Source organism: Rathayibacter sp. VKM Ac-2759 (assembly GCF_009834225.1).
Lineage (GTDB): Bacteria > Actinomycetota > Actinomycetes > Actinomycetales > Microbacteriaceae > Rathayibacter.
The window spans coordinates 2,722,582-2,744,953 of sequence record NZ_CP047176.1 but is presented as its reverse complement, the minus strand read 5'-3'; the positions used below and the strand labels follow the sequence as shown (position 1 = coordinate 2,744,953).

Sequence of the window (22,372 nt, the reverse complement as noted above, 5' to 3'; positions counted from 1 at the left end):
TCAGTCATGACGATCGCGACCCTCGCCCTCGCCCCGGCGTCCCTGGCCACCGCCTCCTCCTCCGACAGCATCGACGAGCTCTCCGGACTCGTCGGCATCGCCGCCCGGGTGATCGCCGCGCTCGGCGAGGTCGGCGTCGGTCTGCTGACCCTGATCGAGACGGTGTTCCCGCCCATCCCGAGCGAGCTGGTGCTGCCGCTCGCGGGGTTCCTCGCGCAGCAGGGGCGGATGAACCTCGTGCTCGTGATCGTGACCGCGACCCTCGGTGCCTACCTCGGCGGGCTGGTCCTGTACTGGCTCGGCTACCGCATCGGCACCGAGCGCTCGATCCGCCTGCTCTCCAAGCTCCCCCTCGTGGACCGCGAGGACTTCGAGAAGGCGGTCGGCTGGTTCCGGCGTCACGGCACCTGGGCGGTGCTGTTCGGCCGGCTGATCCCGGGCGTCCGGAGTCTGATCTCGCTCCCCGCGGGATCGGAGCGGATGAACCTCCTCCTCTTCTCGGGCCTCACGATCCTCGGCTCCGGCGTCTGGAACGGCCTGCTGATCGGGCTCGGCGCCGCACTCGGGACGCAGTACGAGCTCGTCGACCAGTACGCCGGGGTGCTCGACGCGATCATCTACGGAGCGATCGGCGTCCTGTTCCTGCTGCTGGTGCTCCGCAGCGTCCGTCGCCACCGGGCCGCGAAGGCCGGCCGCCGGCACTGACCAGGTGCTCGACGGGCCCTCGGGCCCGCCCGGGCGGAGGCGACGCGGTCGGAGCCGACGCGCGCAAGGCCGTGTCGGGCGGCGTCCCCGTGCCCTAACGTTCGACGTGTCAGCCCCCTCCGACGCGAAGGAACTCCATGTCCGAGACCACCCCCGCGCCCACGATGTCCCGCACCGCCGTCGAGCGCGGCTGGATCATCGGCGTCTCCCTGATCGCCATCGTCCTCGGGGTGATCGGCGTCCTCATCCCGGGGCCGACGCTGCTCACCGTCGCCATCGTCTTCGGCATCCACCTGATCGCGGCGGGCGTGTTCCGCCTCCTGCTCGCGTTCACCGCGTCGCGGCTGGAGGCGCGCGTCCGCTGGGTCGCGGGGCTCCTCGGCGCGCTCATCCTGGTCGCCGGCATCCTGTGCCTCTCGAACCCGTTCGAGTCGCTCAGCGTGCTCGGCCTGGTGATCGGTGTGGGCTGGATCCTCGACGGCGTCTCGAGCATCACGAGCGGACGCACGGTCGCCGGCCCCGCATGGCTGCCGATCGCGGCGGGCATCGCCTCGGTGATCGCGGGCGTGCTCACGATCATCATGCCGGTGCTCGCGCTGGCCTCCTTCGTCACCGTCGTCGCGATCCTCCTCATCGTCGTCGGCGTCTCGGGCCTCCTGCTCCTGCCGGGCCGCACCAAGAAGGACTGATCCGAGGTCCCGTGCCCGACTCCGATCCCGACCTCGTCCCCGAGCTGCTGGTCGGCGACCTCGACCGCAGCCTCGCCTTCTGGTGCGGGCCGTGCGGCTTCACCGTCCGCTACTCCCGTCCCGAGGAGGGCTTCGCCTACCTCGTCTCGGGCGGTGCCCACGTGATGCTCGACCGGATCGGGCTCACCCGCGACTGGATCACCGCGCCGCTCGAGCGTCCTCTCGGCCGCGGCCTGAACCTGCAGATCCGCGTCGCCGACGCCGACGCGATCGCCGATGCGCTCGCCGCGGCCGGCATCGAGCTCTTCGCGCCGCCCGAGACCCGCTGGTACCGGGTGGGCGAGGAGGAGGCGGGCGTCCGCCAGGTCCTCGTCACCGATCCCGACGGCTACCTCCTCCGCTTCCAGTCGCCGCTGTCGCGGAGGCCGGTGGAGCGCGCCTACAGCGTCGACACCCTCCCGGAGTCGCGCGGCGTCATGCCAGCGGAGGACGCCGTCGCCCGGTCCGGGCTGCTTGTCTCGACTCCATGAGCATCTCTCCGACCACCGGCACGCTGCCGCTGGTGCCTCCGGCTCCCGCGGACGACCTCGAGCCCGACCTCGACGGTGCCGAGCGGCGCGTCGTCCGCCCCGCCGACCTCGTCTCGGCGCTCACCGGCGTCGCCCTCGCCTTCTACTCGCTCTTCGTCTTCGCCGTCACCCAGTGGCAGTACCTCGGCCCCGACGTCGACAGCGTGAGCACCCTCGGCTGGCTCGCTCCGCTGCTCGCGGGCGCCCTCTGCGTCCTCGCCCCGGCGGTCTCGGTCGGTGCGCGAGTCCTCGCCCGTCGCCCGTCAGAGCGCCGGGAGGTCGCCGAGTGATCGCGTCGACGAGGCCCGCCGTCGCCGGCCCGGCGCTCGGAGTCGCGGAGGAGCTCCTCGCCCGCGCGGGCTGTCTCCGCCTCGGGTACCCCTGGGTCCGCGGCGCGGCCGGCTCGCCGGTCGTCGACCTCGCCCTCCTCGAGACGCACGCGGGGCTCCTCGATCTGTCGGAGGAGGCGGTCGTGCGCATCGCGCTCTCGCTCGCGACCGGCCGCCCCGTCGACCTGCGCAGCGCCCTCGGCTACCTCACCCGCGACCACGCCGAGCTGGTGATGACCGCGGTCGCGTGCGCCGGCGGACACGACCGTGCGGCGAGCCGGATCCGCGTCGTCGACGGCGAGCGCCGCGTCGAGATCGCGCCGCCGCTGGCCGCCTGGACGCTCTGACGCCCGCTCCCCAGGACAGGATCGACGCCCCTCCGCGTCGCTACGGTCTTTCGGATGTACCCGGTTTAGGGTGTCCGTGTGCAACGTGTCGACGATTTCCCAGGAGCCGGACCGGTGGCGACCTCACCCGAATCCGGTGACCCGCGGGAGGCGTCCTCCCTCCAGCTCCCGCCCACCGCCACCACCCCCGGTCAGGTGACCAGCGGCGAGGCCGGCTATCAGGGAGGCAACGTCGCCGACCCCGTGTGGCAGTCGTGGCGCGAGGAGCTCGCCAAGGTCGGCGGTCCCTCGCCGCTCCTGCACTTCGTCGACTCGCCGCGCACGCGCATCGAGCTCTCGACCACGCACCCCGGCGGCCTGCCGCCCTTCATCTCGGGCAAGACGACGCTCCTGTCCTCGCTGATCCGCGACGAGCTGGCTCTGCGCACGGCGAAGAACGCGGCGGCGGCGATCACCGACAAGGGGATCGAGCTGCGCTCGGTGCGCGGCATCGAGGGCGTCCACCTCGCCATCGGCCTCGCGCAGTGGCGCGCTGGAGAGACGGAGTTCACCGCTCCCGTCCTCCTGCGTCCGCTCGCGATCCGCCGCTACGGCCGCGACTTCGAGCTGAAGCTCAAGGGCCAGCCCTACTTCAACCCGCAGCTCGCCCGCGCCCTGAAGCAGCAGTTCGGCATCACGATCGACCCCGAGCAGTTCGTCGAGCTCGCCGTGCAGAACGGCGTCTTCAAGCCGCAGCCGGTCATCGACCAGCTGCGCGGGTCGACGTCGCACCTGCCGTGGTTCGCCGTGCACCCCCGCCTCGTCGTGTCGAGCTTCGCCGACGTCGCGGGCGACATGCTCCGCGACGCCCGGATGCTCGAGCACCCCGTGCTCGACGCCGTCGCCGGCAACCCGGCCGCGAAGCGCGCCCTGCAGCAGTCGCAGAAGGTGGCGTCGATCATCCCGCAGGACGAGCGTCCTCCCGCGACCGACAACCTCCTGCTCGACGCCGACGCCGAGCAGGAGCAGGTCATCGCGAACATCGCGGCCGGCAACTCGCTCGTCGTGAAGACGCTCCCCGGCACCGGCGGGACGCAGACGATCGTCAACGCGATCGGCGCCCTCGCCGCTCAGCACAAGCGCGTCCTCGTCGTCAGCGCCCGTCGCTCGAGCCTCGACAGCATCCACCAGCGCCTGCTCTCGGCGGGCCTCGGCGGCATCGCGGTGGGCCCGCGGACGCTGCGCCGCGACCTGATCCAGTCGATCGGTCGCAACGAGAAGGCGGCACGCCCCTCCGTCAGCGAGATCGACGACGCCCTGCTGCGCCTGCGCAAGGTGCTGCTCGACTACCGAGGCGCGCTCTCGCGCCGCGACGGGAGCTTCGGAGTGTCGGCGCTGCAGGCCCTCGAGGAGCTGGCGCGGCTCTCGCAGCTGCGCACGCCTCCGTCGACGACCGCCCGCCTCGACCGCCGCGCCGTCACCGCCCTCGCGCACAGCCGCCCCGAGGCGACGCGCATGCTCATCGAGTCGGCCCGCCTCGGCGAGTTCCGCTACGGACCGGGCGACTCGCCCTGGTACGGCGCGCACTTCGAGTCGACCGCCGACGCCGAGGCCGCGCACGAGCTCGCGAAGCGCCTGCACCTGCGCGACCTGCCGCGCCTGCTCGACCGCGCGCAGGACGTCATCGGGCAGACCAGGATGCGCCCGTTCGAGTCGGTCGCCGAGCTCGGCATCTACCTGCGCCTGCTGCAGGACGTCCGCGACACCCTCGACAAGTTCCAGCCCGCCGTCTTCGACCGCTCGATCCAGGACCTGATCGTCGCGACGTCGCCGCGCCGCGACGCCGCCGAGATGTCCTCGACGAACCGCCGGCGCCTCAAGAAGCTCGCCCGCGAGTACATGCGCCCGGGTGCCCACGTCACCGACCTCAACGCGGCACTGCGCCGGGTGCAGCAGCAGCGGACGCTGTGGCAGCGCTACGCGGTCGCCGGCACCGTTCCCGAGGTGCCGGTCGGCGTGGCCGACGTCCAGGTCGCCTTCCAGCACGTCTCCGACCAGCTCGGGCGCCTCGACGAGCCGCTGGGGCGCCTGGGGAGCACCAGCCAGCTCGCGTCGCTGCCCCTCGCGGAGCTGCTCTCGATGGTCTCGGGTCTCGCCGAGGACAGCGAGGTGCTGGCGAACCTCCAGGAGCGCACGACGCTCCTCTCGACGCTGCGCGAGTGGGGCCTCGACCCGCTGCTGACCGACCTCTCGCGCCGCCACGTGCCGGCGGAGCTGGTCGCGATCGAGCTCGACCTCGCCTGGTGGCGCTCGGCCCTCGAGATCATGCTGACCGACGAGCGAGCGCTCCTCGGCGGCAACACCGGGGTGCTCGACCGCCTCGAGGCCGACTTCAAGCTCGTCGACGAGGCGCACGCCGCCTCGAGCGCCGAGCTGCTCGCCTGGAAGCTGTCCGAGACCTGGAAGATCGGACTCGTCGACTGGCCCCAGGAGCGCGACGCGCTGCGGGCGCTGCTGCGCACCGAGGCGGCGACCACGCCCCAGGAGCTGCAGAAGGCGGCGCCGCACCTCTCGCGGGTGCTCGCTCCGGCCTGGCTCGCCTCGCCGTACGAGGTGCACAGGATCGGCACCGAGACCACGTTCGACGCGGTGTTCCTCGTCGACGCCGGTGCCACGACCCTCGCCGAGAACGTCGGAGCGATCCGCCGCGCGAAGCAGATCGTCGCGTTCGGCGACCCCGTCACGCAGACCCCCACTCCGTTCGGCCTGCGGGTCGACGAGGCGGTCGAGTTCGGCAACGCCGCATCGCGCACCGATGTCGAGGCTCTGCACGCGCAGTCGGCGCTGGCCCGCCTCGGCGAGCTGCTCAACACCGTCACCCTGACCCGCAGCTACCGGGCCGGCGGCGAGGATCTGGCTGAGCTCGTGAACCGCCGCTTCTACGGCGGGCGCATCGACTCCCTGCCGTGGGCCGGCTCGTTCCTCGGCCACGACTCGCTCCGGTTCCACTACATCGCCAGCGGCCACGGCATGCCCGAGAACGACTCCGGAGCCGTCGAGTCCGTCGATGCCGAGGTCGCGAAGGTCGTCGAGCTGGTCCTCGAGCACGCGGTCATCCGCCCGCGCGAGTCGCTCATGGTCATCACCGCGAGCCCGCGCCACGCGGTGCGGGTGCAGCAGGCCGTGCTCACCGCGTTCGCCAAGCGCGCCGACCTCAACGACTTCATCCTCGGAGACCGGCCGGAGCCGTTCGCGGTGGTCACGCTCGAGCAGTCGGTCGCGCAGAGCCGCGACCGGGTCATCTTCTCGATCGGCTACGGGCGCACGCCGCACGGCCGCCTGCTGTCGAACTTCGGCGCCCTCGCGGAGCCCGGGGGAGAGCGCCTGCTCGCCGTCGGCATGACGCGGGCCCGGCGCTCGATGGACATCGTCTCGTGCTTCCGTCCGGGAGACATCGACGAGTCGCGCATGCGCTACGGCATGGTCGCGCTCGCGCAGGTGCTGCAGGAGGCGGAGGACCGCGTCCAGCCCAGCGACCGCGACGACTACTCCGAGCCGATGCTCGTCGACCTCGCCGCCCGCCTCGAGCGCCGCGGGCTCCGCGTCAACATCGGGCACAAGGGCAAGCTCGCGCTCGTCGCGGCCCACGGGACGCGCGCGGTCGTCGTCGAGACCGACCGCGACGTCAGCACGCAGAGCCTGCGGGTGTCGCTGCGGCTGCGTCCCGAGCTGCTGCGCCGCCTCGGCTGGCACTACCTGCGGGTGCACAACTTCGAGCTGTTCGCCGACCCCGAGGCCGTGGCCGCGCGCGTCGCGGGTCTGATCGGCGCACCGACCGACGAGGCGTCCACCGGTCCGATCGCGGTGCCCGCGGGTGCCGGCCCGAACGAGACGCAGCCGATCGCGCCGCTGCCGCGCGACTGACCGTGGGGGAGGGCCTGTCGCCCGCCGGTTCCGACCGACCGCTGCGGCGGTCGCGCGGCGGCCGGCGGGCCACCCTGCCGGCGAAGCCCGGCACCGATCCGTCGCCTCACGACACCCCGATCCCCGATCCGGAGGCGCCGCCCGCTCGCCCGGACACCGGCCCGAACGACGCCCGCCTGCGTCAGGACGTGCCGCCGCACTACTGACCGCTGCGCCCGCTGATCGAGCCGCGTCGGGATCCCCGCCTTCAGGAGAGGGGTCCGGCGGGCAGGGTCTCCGGTGCCTGCTGATCGAGCAGCCCGCGGAGTGGGCGTATCGAGATCCCCGTCTTCAGTGGACGGATCTGCAGGGTCTCCCGCCGGCGGTGGTGGGTCTCGATACGCCCCCTGCGGGGCTACTCGACCAGCGGGCAGGCCGGGCGGGCGGACTGTCTGCGGACTGCCTGCTGATCGAGTAGCCCGCGGGCGGGCGTATCGAGACCCTCACCTCCAGTAGCGGGGTCCGCCGGCTCTCCCGCCGGCGGTGGTGGGTCTCGATACGCCCCTGCGGGGCTACTCGACCAGCGGGCGGGCCGGGCGGGCGGACTGTCTGCGGACTGCCTGCTGATCGAGTAGCCCGCGGAGTGGGCGTATCGAGATCCCCGTCTTCAGTGGACGGATCTGCAGGCTCTCCCGCGAGCGGTGGTGGGTCTCGATACGCCCCTGCGGGGCTACTCGACCAGCGGGCGGGCTGGGCGGGCGGACTGTCGGTGGACTGCCTGCTGATCGAGTAGCCCGTGGAGTGGGCGTATCGAGATCCCCGTCTTCAGTGGACGGATCTGCAGGCTCTCCCGCCGGCGGTGGTGGGTCTCGATACGCCCCTGCGGGGCTACTCGACCAGCGGGCGGGCCGGGCGGGCGGACTGTCTGCGGACTGCCTGCTGATCGAGTAGCCCGTGGAGTGGGCGTATCGAGATCCCCGTCTTCAGTGGACGGGTCCGCAGGCTCTCCCGCTGTCGGTGGTGGGTCTCGATACGCCCCTGCGGGGCTACTCGAGCAGCGGGCGGGCCGGGCGGGCGGACTGTCTGCTGACTGCCTGCTGATCGAGTAGCCCGCGGGGCGGGCGTATCGAGATCCTCACCTCCAGGAGAGGGGGCCGCCGGCTCTCCCGCCTGCGGTGGTGGGTCTCGATACGCCCCCGCGGGGCTACTCGACCAGCGGGCGGGTGGGCGGGCGGTCGGACTGTCTACGGACTGCCTGCTGATCGAGTAGCCCGCGGGGCGGGCGTATCGAGATCCTCACCTCCAGGAGAGGTGTTCGCAGACCTCTCCGCCGAGGCGGCCCCTCGGAAGGCCGTGAGTCGAGCCTGCCTGAGGGGTAGGCGTCGTCCGAAACGCGTGTCAGCGTTTCGGACGCGCCGTCCGCACAACGCTCTGCAGAACGCCCCACCTCTGAAAACCGACCGCGGTCTTCTTCCGCCTCCGGCGAAAGAAGACGAGATGGATCAGTCGACGTGCTTCCCCGAGTTGGCGGTGGTGGCGGTGCCGCCGTTGGCGAGCAGGTCGCGGATGTCGGCGAGGAGCTCGAGCTCGGTCGGCGCCTTGTCCTCGGCGGCGGGGGCGTCGTCCATCTTCTTCTTGAAGGCCGCGTTCTTCAGGTGGTTGATCGGGAGGACGAACGCGAAGTAGAGGACGAAGGCGACGATCACGAACTGGATGAGCGCGGAGATCACCGAGCCGTAGGCGATCACCGTCGGGTCCTCGCCTCCGGTGCCCTCGCGGATGGTCCAGTTCAGCGCCTCGAGCGAGGACGCGTCGAAGAGCACGCCGATGATCGGGTTGAAGATCCCGGTGACGATCGCGTTGACGATGGTGGTGAACGCGGCGCCGATGACCACGGCGACAGCCAGGTCGATGACGTTGCCGCGGAGGATGAACTCTTTGAAGCCGTTGATCATGGTCTGTTCCGTTCTGCCGGCGGGCGGAGGTGGTGGTCGGGGTCGGGTCAGCTCCCGGAGGAGGAGGATCCCGAGCTCGAGGACCCCGAGGACGAGGACGAGGACGAGGACGACGACGAAGAAGAGGACGACGAACCCGACCCGCTGGACGCCGCGGCGGTCGAGGCCGGCGCGGCGGCGCCTCCGGACTTCTCGCCCGACGACGACTTCTCGCCCGACGACTTCTCGCTCGGCTTCGACTCCGACGAGCGCGAGTCCGTGCGGTAGAAGCCCGAGCCGTTGAAGGTCACGCCGACGGCGCTGAACACCTTGCGGAGCGCCCCCTGGCAGCTCGGGCACTCGGTGAGCGTGTCGTCGGTGAACTTCTGCTGGATGTCGAAGGCGTTGCCGCACTGGGTGCAGCGGTAGGAGTAGGTGGGCACAGGGGGGCTCCTCGGGAGGGCGGATCAGGGGAAGAGGGAGGTCTAGCGGCGCAGGTCGACGATGCCGGAGGGGGTCACGACTCCGTCGACGGCCTGGTCGTGCACTTCGCTCGGCACGTGGTCGACGAACTCGCTGTCGAAGACGACCGCGTAGACCGGCGGGCACTTCTCCATCGAGCCGAGCGTCTTGTCGAAGTAGCCGCGACCCCAGCCCATCCGCATGCCCTGGCGGTCGACCGTGGCGGCCGGGACGATGATCAGGTCGACGTCGTTGATGGCGATCGGGCCGAGCAGCTTGCCGACCGGCTCCGGCATGCCGAAGAGGCCCTGCGTCTCGGTGTGGCCGTCGCCGACCGCCCAGTCGAGGAGTCCGTCCTGGCGGGAGATGGGGAACAGCACTCGGATGCCGTGGCCCTCCGCCCAGCCCAGGAACGGCCGGGTGCTCGGCTCGTCGGGGGCCGAGAGGTAGCAGGCGATCGAGGTGGCGCCGGTGCGGGTGGCCAGCTCGATCAGATGCTCGGTGAGGCGGGCCGCTGCGTGCTCGCGGGCGGTCGCGGTCTGCGTCCGTCGGCGCTCGCGCAGCTCGGCACGGAGCGCGCGCTTCTCGTGCGTGATGTCGGCGGGCATGCGCTCAGTCTAGATCGGGGCTCCGCGGCGCCTGTCGTGCGCCCGCCCCGGGGGTCCGTGACCCGGAGAAAGGGGGTACGCGGACCCCCGACGGCGACCGGACAGTGGAAACATCCTCGACCACCGCCTCCGCTACGATGACGCCCCATGGGCACTCGAATCCGCAAAGCCGTCATCCCCGCCGCCGGTCTCGGCACCCGGTTCCTGCCGGCGACCAAGGCCATCCCGAAGGAGATGCTGCCGGTCGTCGACAAGCCCGCGATCCAGTACGTGGTCGAGGAGGCGGCGAACGCCGGCCTCGAGGACGTCCTCGTGATCATCGGCCGCAACAAGAACGCACTCGCCAACCACTTCGACTCGGTCCCCGAGCTCGAGCACAACCTCGCCAAGAAGCTGGACGACGCCAAGCTCGCGCACGTGCAGTACGCCAGCGATCTGGCGGATGTGCACTTCGTCCGCCAGGGCGAGCCGAAGGGCCTCGGCCACGCGGTCTCGCGGGCGCAGCGCCACGTCGGCGACGAGCCGTTCGCCGTGCTCCTCGGTGACGACCTGATCGACGCCCGCGACCCCCTCCTGACCCGCATGATCGAGGTCGCCGAGCAGCGCGACACCACGGTCGTCGCCCTGCTCGAGGTCGACCCCGACCAGATCCACCTCTACGGCTGCGCCGCTGTCGTGGCGACCGACGAGGACGACGTGGTGCGCATCACCGGCCTCGTCGAGAAGCCTTCGAAGGAGGATGCTCCGTCGAATCTCGCCATCATCGGCCGCTACGTCCTCAAGCCCGACGTCTTCGGCGTCCTCGAGGAGACGCAGCCCGGCAAGGGCGGCGAGATCCAGCTGACCGACGCGCTCGAGCGCATGGCGCAGGACCCGGCCGAGTTCGGCGGCGTCTACGGCGTCGTGTTCCGCGGCCGTCGCTACGACACCGGCGACAAGCTCGACTACATCAAGGCGATCGTGCAGCTCGCCTCCGACCGCGAGGACCTCGGCGTCGACCTCAAGCCGTGGCTGAAGGAGTTCGCCGCCACCCTCTGACCTCGTCAAGACGCGACCGGACGGCCGGGATCCGCTGCCGAGAGGCGGGATCCCGGCCGTTCGTCGTCGTCCACGACCCTCTGGAACGCCCGCGAGTCCAGTCCCCTTCTCGGGCCGCGGCGGCGCAGTAGGGTCGGCTCATGCCACTGCCGATACCGACGCTCTCCGAGGGTCGTGTCACCATCCGCCCCATCAGGGTCAGGGACGCCCGTCCGCTCGAGCGGGAGCTCATCGCGAATCGCGCGTGGCTCCGGCAGTGGGAGGCGTCCGACCCCCGCGGCGGAGCGGCCTTCGACGTGCGAGCGAGCATCCGGGCGCTGCAGCAGAACGCCCGGGCGGGCGGGGGAGCCCCCTTCCTCATCGACTGGGACGGCGAGCTCGCCGGCCAGCTCAACGTGTCGAACATCGGCTACGGGTCCCTCTCCTCCGGCTCCATCGGCTATTGGGTCTCGGAGCGGTTCGCCGGTCGCGGCATCACCCCCGTCGCGGTGGCACTGGCGACCGATCACGCGTTCTTCGACCTCGGTCTGCACCGCATCGAGATCTGCATCCGCCCCGAGAACCGGCCGAGCCTGCGCGTGGTCGAGAAGCTCGGCTTCCGCTACGAGGGTCTGCGCCGGCGGTTCATCCACATCAACGGCGACTGGCGCGATCACTTCTGCTTCGCCCTCGTGGCGGAGGAGGTGCCCCGCGGGGTCCTCCGCCGCTACCTCGACGGCCAGGTGCCGGCCGAGGTGGGCGTGCCGAGCGACGCCGACCTCCGCGCCTCGCGCCGCTCCGGGCTCTCCGGCCCGCCCGACGGCGCGGGCCTCCCCTCCTCGGGGGCCCGATTGATCCGCGATCCGCACGGACACACCTACCCGTAATCACGGACGGGAGCTCCGCGTACTCCTAGCGTTGGCTCCATGAGTAGCGACTGGCTGGGTGGGGGCGTCGTCTGGGCGCTCGCCGCCGTTCTGTGGGTCGCCTACCTGATCCCCACGTGGATGCGCCGCCGGTCGTACAACGCGACCGAGCGCAACGCGGTGAGGCTGCAGCAGACGCTGCGCATCCTCGCCGAGACCGCGGAGGTGCCCGAGCACGTGCGTGCGGAGGCGACGGCCCGAGAGGTCGCGCTGCAGCAGCGCAGGCTCCGGGTGACCGAGACACGACGACGAGCCGAAGAGAAGGCACAGGCGATGGAGCTGGCACAGGCGGAGAAGGCGGCGCGCGAGGCGCTGCGGCGGGCGGCCGCGAGCACGAGGCGGAGCACGCAGACGGGCCCGAGCGCGCTGCGCTGGCGTCAGGGCGCGGCGCTGACGGTGCTCGTGGGCTTCGTCGCGGCACTCGTGGGGCTCGTGATGCTGCCGTTCGGCGGCACCGGCGCGGTCCCCCTGGTCGGGGCGCTCCTGCTCGCGGCCGGTCTCGGGACGCTCATCCTGCTCGCGCCGGGCCGGCGCCGCCAGGCCGCGCCTGCTGCGGTCGCCACCGACACGGGCGAGATCGCCCGCCGTCGCGCCGAGGTGTTCGAGGCGGAGCTCGCCGAGGAGTCCGAGGCCGAGGAGGAGGCGCCCGTCACCGCCGAGGCCCGCTGGACCCCGCAGCCGCTCCCGAAGCCCCTGTACCTCTCCCGCGGGACCGTCGCCGCCAGCGCGATGGCCTCCATCGACGCCGTCGAGCGCCTGCGCGCCGCAGCGGCGGAGGCGGAGCTCGCCCAGCGGGCCGCGGCCGCCGCCCCCGAGGTCGCCCCGATCCGCGCCCCCCGCGCCGCGGCGCCGGCCCCCGAGGCTCCGCGCCCGTCGTCGCGCTTCGCCGCGATGGGCGTCGTCGAGGGCGTCGACGCCATCGACCTCGACCAGGCGCTGCAGCGCCGTCGCGGAGCCTGACGCGGCGTCTGCTCCCCGTCTCGTCGCGTGCTAGTGTTGACGAGTTGTTCGGGCCGGTGACGGCTCGAAGGGCACGGGTCCGTGGCGCAGTTGGTAGCGCGCTTCGTTCGCAATGAAGAGGTCAGGGGTTCGAATCCCCTCGGATCCACCACTACCGCAGAAGGCCCGCTCGTGAGAGCGGGCCTTCTGCGTTCCCGGATGCTCAGGGTCGGAGCCGCCGGTGGCGGGCGGACGCCGCCGTTCAGGAGCGCCCGCCGATGCCGCCCCGGCCGCTGAGCACGGCGGCTCCCGCCGTCACCGCGACGATCCCGACGGTGGCGACCATGCCCAGAGCCCGGAGCACGAACTCCTTGTGCTCGGTGTCCTTGAGCGCCTCGTCGTTGACGGCCATCGAGAACAGGCGCATGACGGCGAAGCGGTCCTCGGAGGTGAGGTCCTCGCGGTCCAGTTCACGGGTGAGCATCTCGCGGTACTCGGCGAAGGCCCTGTGGACCTTCTTCTGGCTCCGCCAGTTCGCCTTCGTGCCCTCCGCCGCCTGATCGCGGAGGCCGACGAGCGAATCGAGGACGAGGGCCTTGAAGTCGGGGAACTGCTCGAGGATCCTCCGGCCGAGCTCCTCGCTCACGCTCGGCAGCACCGTCGCGAAGTCGATGAACGAGTCCCTCGAGACGTTCCTCCACGAGTCGATGCCCAGTCTCTGCTTCAGCTGCTGCTCGTCGTCGATCTGCATGGCCGGCCTCTCGTTCGCTGGTGCACGTCGGATGTCGTGGCGATGCGGCGCCCGTCCGGCCAACCTACTCCGCGTTCTCGTCGAGCAGGGCGGACACCGAGCGTTGCACGTCGACGCGCTCCTTGCGCACCGAGTCGGTCACCGTCCGCATCGCGGTGATGCGGTCGACGATCACGCTGACGCGCTCGACCGGGACGACGCGTGTGGTGATGACGGGCTCCTCCGCGTGCAGGATCAGCGTGATCGGGTCGGTGGCGGGGGAGTCGCCGACCGCTCCGTCGAGGGGCTCGCGCTCGATGACCAGCTCCTCGCGGCGGAGGGGGACGGTCACCGTGCGCTCCTCCGTCACGATCACTCGGCGGATGCGCACGCGCTCGGTCGCGGTGCGGACCGTCGTGACCTCGAGCCGCTCCTCCGAGCGGATCACCGAGACGGGGTCGCTCACGTCGAGGGCTTCCCGGCGCTCTCGCGCAGCTCGCGGCCGTCGGCGACGTCCTCCGCGTGCTTCTTCGCCTTCTTCTCGCTGAGGCGGGTGTCGCGCGGCGGGAGCTGGAGGACCTCCTCCGCTTCGATGCCCGCCTGCAGCTGGCGCCCGCGCTCGAGCTCGGCGTCGAACTCGGCGCCGAACAGGAGCGCGAGGTTGGTGATCCAGAGCCAGAGGAGGAAGACGATCACGCCGCCCAGCGCGCCGTAGGTCTTGTTGTAGTTGCTGAAGTTGGCGACGTAGAAGGCGAAGCCGGCCGAGGCGAGGGCCCAGACGACGAGGGCGAGGACCGACCCCAGGCTCGTCCAGCGGAACTTCGGCTGCTTCACGTTCGGCGACCAGTGGAAGAGCACGGCGACGATGACCACCATGATCACGATCAGCACCGGCCACTTGGCGATGCTCCAGACCGTGAGGGCGACCTGGCCGAGGCCGATGGCGTCGCCGATCGTCTCGGCGATCGGTCCGCTGAGGACGAGGATCAGGCCGGCGACGACGAGCAGCGCGACGGTCACCAGGGTGATGCCGAGCATCGTCGGGCGCAGCTTCCAGACCGGGCGGCCCTCGTCGATCCCGTAGACGCGGTTCATCGCGCGGCCGAAGGCGCCGACGTACCCGGAGGCCGACCAGAGCGCGCCGAGCAGACCGACGACGAAGGCGACGCCCGCGGCGTTCGAGGCGGTCAGCTCCTGCAGCGGGCCGCGGATCGTGTCGAGCACATCGGGCGAGACGAAGCCGCCCGCCAGCTCGAGTACCGTGCTCGTGGTCGACTCGGCCTGGCCGAAGAGCCCGAGGATCGAGACGATCGCGAGGAGCCCCGGGAACAGGGCGAGGACCGCGTAGTAGGTGAGGGCAGCGGCGAGGTCGGTGCACTGGTCGGCGCCGAACTCGCGCAGCGTCTTCTTGAGGACGTAGCCCCAGGAGCGCGCGGTGACCTCCGTCGGTCCGTCGGGCTTGCGCGCGTCGTCCGGGTCGGGGGCGGTCTGCTCGCGCTCGGTGCTGGTCTGGGACACGGTTCTCCTCGGTGGTCCTCCCGGCGGGGTGCTCCGCGGCCGGGACGTGCTGGACGCCGAAGCGGCGGAGGCGCTCATCGCCCCCGCCGCTGCGGCGTGGTGTACTGCGGGGTCGTCAGTGACCGTCGGTCGAGCGGCGCGGGGTCACGCCGTCGTCGTCGAGCTCGATCTCCTCGTGGCTGACGTCCTCGGTCACCTGGCGGTTCTCGGTGACCGTCTCGGTGCCGAGCGAGACGCGCTCGACGGGCACGGTCTCCTTGGCGGCGACGACGCGGTCCTCGGTGAGGACGACCTCGTGCTCCTCCTCGCTCAGCTCCGGCCCGGCGGTGGCCGAGTCGACGGTGGCGTCGGTGATCGGCTCGCGGACGACACGGACCTCGTCGTGGCTGACGGGGACGGTGACGGTCTGCTGCTCGGTGACCACGTGCTTGCGGAGGCGCGCGCGGCCGGCCTCCACCTGCTCGGTGCCGACGTGCAGCTGCTCCTCGGAGCGCGTCATCGCGTCGTCGGTCGTGGGTCCGGAGGTGTCGTGGCCGACGTTCGTGTCGATGCCGGTCGTTCGCGCGGCGTCGAGGTCGGCGTCGGCGCCGCCGAAGCCGGCCGCGCTGTCGACGTTCTCGGTCTCGGAGGCCGAGGCCGCACCGGTGAGGTTGTAGTAGCGGTAGAGGTCCGCCTCCTCGTCGGCGTTGAGGGCGCCGTCGGCGTCGATGCGGGGCGCGTCCTTCACGAAGGACTTGTCGTAGGCGACGCTCAGGCGGCCGTCGTCGAACGACGCGCCCTCGAGCGGGACGAACGACTCCGAGGTGCCGAACAGTCCGGTGCGGACCGTGGCCCACACGGGGGTGCCGGTCTCGTCGGCGACGTAGACCTGCTCGACCGAGCCGATCTTGTCTCCGTCGGAGCCGTGGACGGGGGAACCGATGATGCTGTCGATCGCAGTGCTGTCGATCATGTGACTTCCTTCTTCGTCGAGGGATGGGATCGCGCTGAGACGTCGCTGCAGAGCGGGCGGAGGGGGTCCGTCCGTAGGGGTGTGGGGTGAGCGTCGTCGTCGGTTCCGACCGTAGATCCGCGTTTCCGCGGGGTAACGGAGGTTGACAGCTCACCCTGCCGTGCGAGATATTGCGCCGCATTCGGGGGGCAGCGAAGGGAGGCGTCCGGTGTCCGCGTTCTCGAGGGTCTGGAGACCGCGTAGGGGGGAGGAAGGGTAGGGCGACGAGTGCGAGGACCGCGTCTCAGCGTGCCGCTGCGTTCGACTCATTCCAGTTCTCGACCGTCTGGAGCACCCAGAAGGCGGCGAACAGTCCCAGCCCCGCGGCCTCACCGATGAGCAGCCATTGAGGACCGAGTACCCGTTCCGCGGTACCCGAGAGCACCAGGAGGACCAGCGCGACGTCGACCCCTGAGATCAGCACCGACAGGACGCCGTTCGAGATCGAGTGGAAGCGAGCCGATCCGGGCCCTCTCGTTCCCTCCTCCGGCAGCGCCGCGGAATGCACCCCGGCCGCTGCGGCGATGAAGAAGAAGAACAGCGCGGCCGCGGCGTAGTGTCCGAGGTAGTCGAACGAGGGGTAGGGCGACCACGCACCGAGCGCGACGAGCAGGGCGATCGCCAGGACCGTGCGGACAGCGAGAGCGCGGTCCAGCCTGCGTTCGGCCGCCGCGAGCACGATCGAGGCCGTCAGCACCAGCGCGGCGACCACGAGATACGAGAGCACGCCGACGGCTGCGGCGTCGGTCGCCTCGGGGGGTGGGCAGCGGTCCATGCCGGAGGGGCACCCCGACCCGGTGAGGGCGCGCAGTTCGCCGCTCGGTAGCGGTGGGGGCACCAGGGCGATGACCGGCGTCGTCATCCCGGCGAGCAGCAGCAGGAACCGTCGGCGGCTCTTCCCTGCCAGCACCACGAGAGCGAGGGACACAGCGAAGAGGGCTCCGACGAAGACCGAGCGGCCCGGCGTGTAGTAGAGCGCGCTGATGGAGCGCAACGGCACGCCTGCGACGATCTGCTGCGCGACCGCGACGGAGAGGAAGACGACGGAGGCGAGGAGAGCGAGGCGCACGTAGCGGTAGGTGCGCAAGGATGACGTGCCGCCCGCTGCTCGGAGCGCATCGCTTCGAGTCACGATCAGGCGCGCAGGCCCGAAGAGGCGAGGGCGAAGTCGACGTCGATGCGGATGGCGACGCGGAGCGGGTTGGGGCGCGGCGTGCGGTACCGGGCCGAGTAGAGCTCGACCGCGTGCGCGACGGCCTCCGGCTCCTCCTCGATCGTCGCCGGCCCGCCGAGGCTCAGCCAGCGGATCCCGTCGACCTGGCTGACGGTCGCGGTGCCGCCGCGGCGGACGTTGAGCACCTTCTGGCTCTCGCGCGAGGTGATGACGCGGACGACGCCCTCCTCGTAGGTGAAGCCGACGGCGACGACGTGCAGTCGCCCCTGCTGCCACGGTGTCGACAGGGTGGCCAGGTGCCGGTCGGTCACGAAGGCGAGGCCGTCGGCGCTGAGGATGCTCATCGGTCGAGCGTATCCGGGGCGGCCTCACCGGCGCAGGAGCACTCCGCCCGGATCGCTCCTCCTCCACAGGCCGATCCAACGACGAGTCATCCACAGAAGAACCGTGAGCCATCTCGGTATGGGAGTGTGGGTCCTACGATTCGAGCACTACTCACCTCGGAGCGGCATCGGCTCGCTTCAGCACCAAGGAGGAAACATGTCTGATCGGTCCCTTCGCACAGCTCTCGTCACCCTCGCCGCCGCAGCACTCGTCGCCGGTCTCGCCGCGACTCCGGCTGTCGCGTACGGCTCAGGATCGAGCCAGGTCACGCCGAGCGGCGGGTGCAACGTCGGCACCTACTACTACCGGAGCGACGGCAACAACGGCAGGGCGAACGCCTTCACCTCGTTCGACGGCTACTGCTGGGGGAACAAGACCGCGGGAGCGCGCCCCATCGCCGGCGCCTCCGTCGGGTCGTGGCAGTACAACTGGGGCAGCGTCACGGCGAGCATGTCGAGGTCGCAGTCGGCGACGGTGTACGGCAATCACACCATCAACGGCGGCTACTCGCGGAACACCTGATGCGGCGATCACTCGCCGCCAGGGCCGGAGTCGGCGCCCTTCTTCTCGCGCTCACCGGCTGCGCATCAGGGGCCCCCGGCGACTCCGTCGGTCACGAGGCGATGTCGTCCGCTCAGGTCGAGGCACTCGCGGCCCAGGAGCGCGACGCCGGGCACGGAGAGCAGGCGGCGTTCCTCGAGGACGGCGTCGTGACCTTCGAGGAGTACGACGCATCGTTCGTCCTCTACGCCCGATGCCTGACGGACAGGGGTCTGACGGTCGAAGGTCCGCAGATCAGTCCGGTCGACGGGGTGCGCTACCAGTCCACCGCCGATATCGGCACGCACGAGCGGACCGCCGCTCTCGCGGACATCGACGAGTGCGAGGCCGTGTACCGAACGAGCGTCGCCCAGGCCTACGAGCTGTCGCAGCCGCAGGTGATGGACGCTCCCCTGGCGGAGGCGGCCGCGGAGTGCCTGCGCGGCAAGGGGCTGGCCGTGACGGGGGAGGAGACTGACGTGGCCGACTTCGTCGACTCCGTCGGCGAGTCCGAGTCCGAGGAGGCGGTCGACTGCGTGCTCAGCGAAGCCACGCGGCTCTACCCCGAGATGACGTCGCTCTCGGTGGGGTACTGACGTGACGCGAGGGGTGACGCGGCGAGCTCCGGTCGTCTCGGGGACCGGCGTCGTCCGCGCCCTCCTCGTGCTCGGTCTGCTCGCCTGGATCGCGCTGCCGATCGGCGGCTACATCGTGCTCGCCGAGTCGACTCGAACGGCGAGGCTGACGCCGAGCATCGACGTCTGGTCGCCGGTGCGGGCGAGCACAGCCGCGTCGCGGCGGACGGTCGCCGTCGTCGTCGGCAGGAGCGCTGCCATCGAGCTCTACGCTCCGGCCTGGAGCGGGATCGTCGAGGCGACGGGGGTCGCGCCGGGCGCCGTCCTCCGCGACGGCGACATCGTGGCGACCGTCGGCGGGATCGACAGGCCGGCGGTCGCGTCGGGTCGTCCGTTCGGCAGGGAGCTCAGGCGCGGCGATGACGGGGATGACGTCGCGGCGCTCAATCGCCTCCTCGTCGGTCGCGATCTCCCCGCCTCCGATTCGGACGACTTCACGGCGTGGACGCTCGCGGGAGTGCGCGCCCTGGCGGAGGAGCTGGGGGTGCCGGACGCCGAGACGCTCGAGTCCTTCGATCCCGCCTGGGTCGTCTTCCTGCCGCAGGCCGAGACGCGTATCGCGACCTCGACTCTCCGCGTCGGAGCGCCCGCTCCCGGCGCGGGAGAGGTCGTGGTGACGAGTCGGCCGCCTCTCTCGACCGCGTTGCTCGACGCGATCGGAGCGTCCGAGGCGGGCGAGGGCGCCGCGGCGACAGTGCAGAGCGCGGTCGTCGCGGCAGCGGGGGAGCGGCTGGAGGTCGGCGGGCGGGAGCTGCCCCTCGCTGCCGACCGTCTCGGAGTCGATCCGTCCGGGTGGGAGGCACTCGACGGGATGATCGATCTCACTCGGACGAGGGTCGACGCCCTGCTGATCGCCGAGCCGACGGCCGGAACCTGGGTGGTTCCGAGCACCGCCATCGGGGAGGGCGAGTCGGGTACGTCCTGTCTGGTCCGGCGCGGGGCGGAGGAGACCCGGGAGCGCATCGCCGTGACCGTCGAGTCCAGCGCGCTCGGACGCAGCACCGTCTCGGGCCCGCTCAGCGCCAAGGACGAGGTGCTCGTCTCCAGCAGGACGGGCGCCCCACCGTGCTCGTGACCCTCGACGGAGTCGACGTCCTCCTCGGGTCCCTCCCGATCCTCCTCGATGTGACCCTCGCCGTCGATGCCGGAGAGACCGTCGCCCTGGTCGGTCCCTCCGGAGCCGGCAAGTCGACCCTCCTCGGGATCATGGCGGGTGACCTCCGGCCGACGCGAGGCGTCCTGAAGACGGTGCCCGCGGCACGGTCGGCCTGGATCATCCAGTCGACCCCGGTGCTCGCGCGCCGAAGCGCCCTCGACAACGTCGCCCTGGGCCCCCTCTCCGCGGGAGCCTCCCGCCGCGCGGCGGAGGCGACGGCGTGGGAGGTGATGACGGCGCTCGGAGCCGACCACCTCGCCCGGCAGATCGTCCACCGGCTCTCGGGAGGTGAGCGCCAGCGGATCGCCGTGGCGCGGGCGATGGCCGCATACAGCGACCTGATCCTGGCCGACGAGCCCACCGCCGCGCTCGACGCGGTCTCGAGGTCCCTGGTGATCGGCTCCCTGATGAGTGCGGCCGGGGCGGGCGCTGCCGTCGTCGTCGCCACCCACGATACCGTCGTCGCCGAGGCGTGCGACCGCATCATCCGGATCGACGCGGGGCGCCTCGTCGGACCTCCGGCCGCACGGCATGGCTGACCGGCGCCGCTTCCGTCTCGGCGTGATCGCGCAGGAGGCGGTCCGTACCGTCGTAGGGCAGCCGGCGCTGGGCGCGGTCGCTCTGGGAAGCGCGCTCCTCGCGGGTCTCCTGGTGCCGGCACTCACCGCGGCCGACGTCGGCGCCATCGAGTCGGCGGCGGCGGAGCGCGTCCTCGCCGGCTCCACCGTCCTGACGATCTCGGCGAAGGACCGCCTCCCCCTTCCGGCGAACCGGTGCGACGCGCTCCGCTCCGTCTCCGGTGTGGTCGGCGCGGGCGGGGTCACTTCGAGTGCCACCGTGCCCTCGGCGGACGGCCTGTCGGTCACTCTCGTCACGGCGACACCGGGCTACGCGGAGGTGGTCTGGCCGGGCGACTCCCTCCGTCGCGACATGCCGAGGTCCGCGGTGGCGGGAGTGCTCCTCGCCTCCCGCGCAGGACTCGACGGCCCGGGCACTCTCGCGGGCCTCGTCGTCGCAGGCGAGACCCGGTCGGCGCAGATCGATCAGGTGGCCGCCGCCTCGCCGCGCATGTCCTTCCTCGACCGAGCGGTCGTCCTCGCCGAACCCGCGTCCGGGACGGTCGTCGAATGCCTGGTCGAAGCCGACGACCAGGCTCTGGCGGGCGTGGAAGCGATCGCCGTCTCGTGGTTCCCCGCCGAGTACGAGACGACGACCGCGCCCTTCGATCCCACCCTCGGTCAGGAGCGAGAGCTCGACACCCGCCTCGCCGAACGCCTCTCCGCGGCCGGGCCCCCTCTGGGGGCGGTGCTCAGCGCGATGGGGATCGGCGCGACCTGGCTGGCTCGACGCCGAGACCTCGCGCTGTACCGCAGTCTCGGCCTCTCGAGCCCGCGCCTCGCGCTCGCCCTCGCCGTCGAGACCGCGCTGCAGACGGGAGTCGGTCTGCTGATCGGGGTGGGCGCCGCGGCGGTCGTCCTCCCCTGGACTCCGCTCGCACTCCAGCTCGCGACGAGCGATGTCGGAGCACTGCTGGCGCTCGCCGCGCTCATCCCGCTGGTCGGCCTCGGGTTCTCCCCGCGAGGCCGAGGGCTGGCGGCCATGCGGGGCCGATGACGGGCCGCCGGCCCTGTCAGGCGCGCAGGAGGAGCGCCTCGCCCTGTCCGCCACCACCGCAGAGCGCCGCGACGCCGAGGCCGCCGCCGCGGCGACGGAGGGCGAGCGCGAGGTGCAGGGCGAGTCGGGCACCCGAGGCGCCGACGGGGTGACCGAGCGCGATCGCGCCTCCGTCGACGTTGACCCGCTCGGGTGCGACACCGAGGTCGTCGGCCGACTGCAGCACGACCGAGGCGAAGGCCTCGTTGATCTCGATCAGGTCGAGATCGGCGACCTCGGCGCCCCGGCGCGACAGGGCTCGGAGGATCGCGGCCGACGGCTGGGAGTGCAGCGAGTTGTCGGGCCCGGCGACCTGCCCGTGCTCGAGGATCTCGGCGATCCACGGGAGCCCGCGAGCCTGCGCCCACCCCTTGGACACGACGACGAGAGCGGCCGCCCCGTCGCTGATCGGGGAGGAGCTGCCCGCGGTGATCGTCCCCTCCGGAGAGAAGGCCGGTGCGAGACCCGCGAGGATCTCGACCGTGGTACCGGGCCGGATGCCGTCGTCCTCCGAGACCACGAGGTCGGCGCCCCGCCGCTGCGGTACGGAGACCGGTGCGATCTCCTCGGCCAGCACGCCCGAGGCGCGGGCGGCGGCGGCCCGCTGGTGCGAGAGGGCCGCGTAGGCGTCCTGGCGCTCGCGGCGGATGCCCCGCTCGGCGTTCCCGTCGTCGGTGACCCGCCCCATGATCCGGTCGTCGAAGGGATCGAGCAGCCCGTCGCGCAGCAGCGCGTCCTCGAGGGGTCGCGCGCCCACTCCGATGCCCGATCGGGACCCGAGCAGCAGATGCGGGGCACCGGTCATCGACTCCTGCCCGCCCGCGACGACGACCGAGGCCTCGCCGGTGCGGATGAGGCGTGCCGCGTCGATCACCGCGGTGAGACCCGAGAGGCAGAGCTTGTTGATCGTGACGGTCGGCACGTCCCAGCCGATCCCCGAGCGGATCGCGGTCTGCCGTGCGGGGCCCTGCCCGGCGCCCGCCTGGAGCACCTGCCCGAGGATCACCGCGTCGACGTCGCTCGCGGTGGCCCCCGAGCGCTCGAGGGCGGCTCGCACGGCGGCGGCCCCGAGCTCGACCGCCGACAGCGGGGCGAGCACTCCGGAGAAGCGGGCGAACGGGGTCCGCGCGCCGTGGAGGATCACAGGGGTGGTGGCGTCATCCGGCACAGCTGGCTCCTTGTCG

At 72.0% G+C, this 22,372-nt stretch carries 24 protein-coding genes and 1 tRNA gene; 15 read left to right on the top strand and 10 right to left on the bottom strand.

Annotation, left to right across the window (positions count from 1 at the left end):
- Positions 1-6 precede the first annotated feature (6 nt).
- From GSU68_RS12680 to GSU68_RS12655, 6 genes are all read left to right on the top strand, one after another.
- A complete protein-coding gene (locus tag GSU68_RS12680; RefSeq protein ID WP_159908870.1) occupies positions 7-705 on the top strand; it encodes a DedA family protein in 699 nt (232 codons plus the stop codon).
- Between the two features lie 137 nt (positions 706-842).
- Positions 843-1,394: a DUF308 domain-containing protein gene (locus tag GSU68_RS12675; protein ID WP_159908868.1), complete on the top strand. Its 552-nt coding sequence runs from the start codon at positions 843-845 to the stop codon at positions 1,392-1,394.
- 11 nt (positions 1,395-1,405) lie between these two features.
- A complete protein-coding gene (locus tag GSU68_RS12670; RefSeq protein ID WP_208544569.1) occupies positions 1,406-1,924 on the top strand; it encodes a VOC family protein in 519 nt (172 codons plus the stop codon).
- On the top strand, positions 1,921-2,253 hold the full coding sequence (locus GSU68_RS12665; protein WP_159908866.1) for a hypothetical protein: 333 nt from the start codon (positions 1,921-1,923) through the stop codon (positions 2,251-2,253). Before GSU68_RS12670 ends, GSU68_RS12665 begins: the two co-directional genes overlap by 4 nt.
- A complete protein-coding gene (locus GSU68_RS12660) occupies positions 2,250-2,639 on the top strand; it encodes a hypothetical protein (RefSeq protein WP_159908864.1) in 390 nt (129 codons plus the stop codon). Before GSU68_RS12665 ends, GSU68_RS12660 begins: the two co-directional genes overlap by 4 nt.
- A gap of 195 nt (positions 2,640-2,834) precedes the next feature.
- The gene (locus GSU68_RS12655) at positions 2,835-6,542 is read left to right on the top strand and encodes an AAA family ATPase (RefSeq protein ID WP_244259501.1); all 3,708 of its coding nucleotides are present in this window, start codon (positions 2,835-2,837) and stop codon (positions 6,540-6,542) included.
- 1,481 nt (positions 6,543-8,023) lie between these two features.
- Here the strand turns inward: GSU68_RS12655 and mscL are convergent.
- The 3 genes from mscL to GSU68_RS12640 are packed head-to-tail and all read right to left on the bottom strand — an operon-like array spanning position 8,024 to position 9,525.
- The gene (gene mscL, locus GSU68_RS12650) at positions 8,024-8,476 is read right to left on the bottom strand and encodes a large conductance mechanosensitive channel protein MscL (protein ID WP_208544568.1); all 453 of its coding nucleotides are present in this window, start codon (positions 8,474-8,476) and stop codon (positions 8,024-8,026) included.
- 47 nt (positions 8,477-8,523) lie between these two features.
- On the bottom strand, positions 8,524-8,898 hold the full coding sequence (locus GSU68_RS12645; protein ID WP_159908862.1) for an FmdB family zinc ribbon protein: 375 nt from the start codon (positions 8,896-8,898) through the stop codon (positions 8,524-8,526).
- A gap of 42 nt (positions 8,899-8,940) precedes the next feature.
- On the bottom strand, positions 8,941-9,525 hold the full coding sequence (locus GSU68_RS12640; RefSeq protein WP_159908860.1) for a 5-formyltetrahydrofolate cyclo-ligase: 585 nt from the start codon (positions 9,523-9,525) through the stop codon (positions 8,941-8,943).
- A 147-nt stretch (positions 9,526-9,672) separates the two neighbouring features.
- Between GSU68_RS12640 and galU the strand changes: the two genes are divergently transcribed.
- From galU to GSU68_RS12620, 4 genes are all read left to right on the top strand, one after another.
- Positions 9,673-10,563, top strand: coding sequence for a UTP--glucose-1-phosphate uridylyltransferase GalU (gene galU / locus GSU68_RS12635; protein WP_159908858.1), 891 nt, complete (start codon positions 9,673-9,675; stop codon positions 10,561-10,563).
- A gap of 140 nt (positions 10,564-10,703) precedes the next feature.
- Entirely contained in the window at positions 10,704-11,429 is a 726-nt protein-coding gene (locus tag GSU68_RS12630; protein ID WP_159908856.1) for a GNAT family protein, read from the top strand.
- Between the two features lie 39 nt (positions 11,430-11,468).
- Positions 11,469-12,428, top strand: coding sequence for a hypothetical protein (locus tag GSU68_RS12625; RefSeq protein ID WP_159908854.1), 960 nt, complete (start codon positions 11,469-11,471; stop codon positions 12,426-12,428).
- A 75-nt stretch (positions 12,429-12,503) separates the two neighbouring features.
- Positions 12,504-12,579: transfer RNA gene (locus GSU68_RS12620), tRNA-Ala, on the top strand.
- A 90-nt stretch (positions 12,580-12,669) separates the two neighbouring features.
- Here GSU68_RS12620 and GSU68_RS12615 read toward each other — a convergent pair.
- From GSU68_RS12615 to GSU68_RS12590, 6 genes are all read right to left on the bottom strand, one after another.
- Positions 12,670-13,158 (bottom strand): hypothetical protein, encoded by a 489-nt coding sequence (locus GSU68_RS12615; protein WP_159908852.1) that lies wholly within the window; start codon positions 13,156-13,158, stop codon positions 12,670-12,672.
- Between the two features lie 64 nt (positions 13,159-13,222).
- Positions 13,223-13,603, bottom strand: coding sequence for a YsnF/AvaK domain-containing protein (locus tag GSU68_RS12610; RefSeq protein ID WP_159908850.1), 381 nt, complete (start codon positions 13,601-13,603; stop codon positions 13,223-13,225).
- Positions 13,600-14,655: a YihY/virulence factor BrkB family protein gene (locus GSU68_RS12605; protein WP_159908848.1), complete on the bottom strand. Its 1,056-nt coding sequence runs from the start codon at positions 14,653-14,655 to the stop codon at positions 13,600-13,602. The genes GSU68_RS12610 and GSU68_RS12605 overlap by 4 nt, the downstream gene beginning before the upstream one ends.
- Before the next feature lie 115 nt (positions 14,656-14,770).
- A complete protein-coding gene (locus tag GSU68_RS12600) occupies positions 14,771-15,607 on the bottom strand; it encodes a PRC and DUF2382 domain-containing protein (RefSeq protein WP_159908846.1) in 837 nt (278 codons plus the stop codon).
- A 283-nt stretch (positions 15,608-15,890) separates the two neighbouring features.
- Positions 15,891-16,733, bottom strand: coding sequence for a hypothetical protein (locus GSU68_RS12595; protein ID WP_159908844.1), 843 nt, complete (start codon positions 16,731-16,733; stop codon positions 15,891-15,893).
- 47 nt (positions 16,734-16,780) lie between these two features.
- Positions 16,781-17,164, bottom strand: coding sequence for a pyridoxamine 5'-phosphate oxidase family protein (locus tag GSU68_RS12590; RefSeq protein WP_159908842.1), 384 nt, complete (start codon positions 17,162-17,164; stop codon positions 16,781-16,783).
- Positions 17,165-17,360: 196 nt separating this feature from the next.
- On the opposite strand from GSU68_RS12590, the gene GSU68_RS12585 reads away from it, so the two are divergent.
- Genes GSU68_RS12585 through GSU68_RS12565 form a run of 5 tightly spaced genes read left to right on the top strand, consistent with a single transcriptional unit; the run spans position 17,361 to position 21,149 of the window.
- Complete coding sequence (locus GSU68_RS12585) at positions 17,361-17,726, top strand: hypothetical protein (protein WP_159908840.1); 366 nt, start codon at positions 17,361-17,363, stop codon at positions 17,724-17,726.
- Positions 17,726-18,340 (top strand): hypothetical protein, encoded by a 615-nt coding sequence (locus GSU68_RS12580; RefSeq protein WP_159908838.1) that lies wholly within the window; start codon positions 17,726-17,728, stop codon positions 18,338-18,340. The genes GSU68_RS12585 and GSU68_RS12580 overlap by 1 nt, the downstream gene beginning before the upstream one ends.
- A 13-nt stretch (positions 18,341-18,353) precedes the next feature.
- A complete protein-coding gene (locus tag GSU68_RS12575) occupies positions 18,354-19,454 on the top strand; it encodes a hypothetical protein (protein WP_159908836.1) in 1,101 nt (366 codons plus the stop codon).
- A complete protein-coding gene (locus GSU68_RS12570) occupies positions 19,445-20,074 on the top strand; it encodes an ATP-binding cassette domain-containing protein (protein ID WP_159908834.1) in 630 nt (209 codons plus the stop codon). Before GSU68_RS12575 ends, GSU68_RS12570 begins: the two co-directional genes overlap by 10 nt.
- Positions 20,067-21,149 carry a hypothetical protein gene (locus tag GSU68_RS12565; protein WP_159908832.1) on the top strand — a complete coding sequence of 361 codons (1,083 nt, stop codon included), beginning with the start codon at positions 20,067-20,069 and terminating at the stop codon, positions 21,147-21,149. Before GSU68_RS12570 ends, GSU68_RS12565 begins: the two co-directional genes overlap by 8 nt.
- Positions 21,150-21,165: 16 nt before the next feature.
- Here the strand turns inward: GSU68_RS12565 and GSU68_RS12560 are convergent, their stop codons facing one another.
- Complete coding sequence (locus GSU68_RS12560; protein ID WP_159908830.1) at positions 21,166-22,356, bottom strand: acetyl-CoA C-acyltransferase; 1,191 nt, start codon at positions 22,354-22,356, stop codon at positions 21,166-21,168.
- Positions 22,357-22,372 lie beyond the last annotated feature (16 nt).

Bases quoted from the DNA above. Each gene is read 5' to 3' on its own strand.
- GSU68_RS12615 (WP_159908852.1), bottom strand. From the start codon at position 13,158: ATGCAGATCGACGACGAGCAGCAGCTGAAGCAGAGACTGGGCATCGAC.
- GSU68_RS12625 (WP_159908854.1), top strand. From the start codon at position 11,469: ATGAGTAGCGACTGGCTGGGTGGGGGCGTCGTCTGGGCGCTCGCCGCC.
- GSU68_RS12600 (WP_159908846.1), bottom strand. From the start codon at position 15,607: ATGATCGACAGCACTGCGATCGACAGCATCATCGGTTCCCCCGTCCAC.
- GSU68_RS12590 (WP_159908842.1), bottom strand. From the start codon at position 17,164: ATGAGCATCCTCAGCGCCGACGGCCTCGCCTTCGTGACCGACCGGCAC.
- mscL (WP_208544568.1), bottom strand. From the start codon at position 8,476: ATGATCAACGGCTTCAAAGAGTTCATCCTCCGCGGCAACGTCATCGAC.
- GSU68_RS12580 (WP_159908838.1), top strand. From the start codon at position 17,726: ATGCGGCGATCACTCGCCGCCAGGGCCGGAGTCGGCGCCCTTCTTCTC.
- GSU68_RS12640 (WP_159908860.1), bottom strand. From the start codon at position 9,525: ATGCCCGCCGACATCACGCACGAGAAGCGCGCGCTCCGTGCCGAGCTG.
- GSU68_RS12675 (WP_159908868.1), top strand. From the start codon at position 843: ATGTCCGAGACCACCCCCGCGCCCACGATGTCCCGCACCGCCGTCGAG.
- galU (WP_159908858.1), top strand. From the start codon at position 9,673: ATGGGCACTCGAATCCGCAAAGCCGTCATCCCCGCCGCCGGTCTCGGC.
- GSU68_RS12585 (WP_159908840.1), top strand. From the start codon at position 17,361: ATGTCTGATCGGTCCCTTCGCACAGCTCTCGTCACCCTCGCCGCCGCA.
- GSU68_RS12565 (WP_159908832.1), top strand. From the start codon at position 20,067: ATGGCTGACCGGCGCCGCTTCCGTCTCGGCGTGATCGCGCAGGAGGCG.
- GSU68_RS12630 (WP_159908856.1), top strand. From the start codon at position 10,704: ATGCCACTGCCGATACCGACGCTCTCCGAGGGTCGTGTCACCATCCGC.
- GSU68_RS12665 (WP_159908866.1), top strand. From the start codon at position 1,921: ATGAGCATCTCTCCGACCACCGGCACGCTGCCGCTGGTGCCTCCGGCT.
- GSU68_RS12680 (WP_159908870.1), top strand. From the start codon at position 7: ATGACGATCGCGACCCTCGCCCTCGCCCCGGCGTCCCTGGCCACCGCC.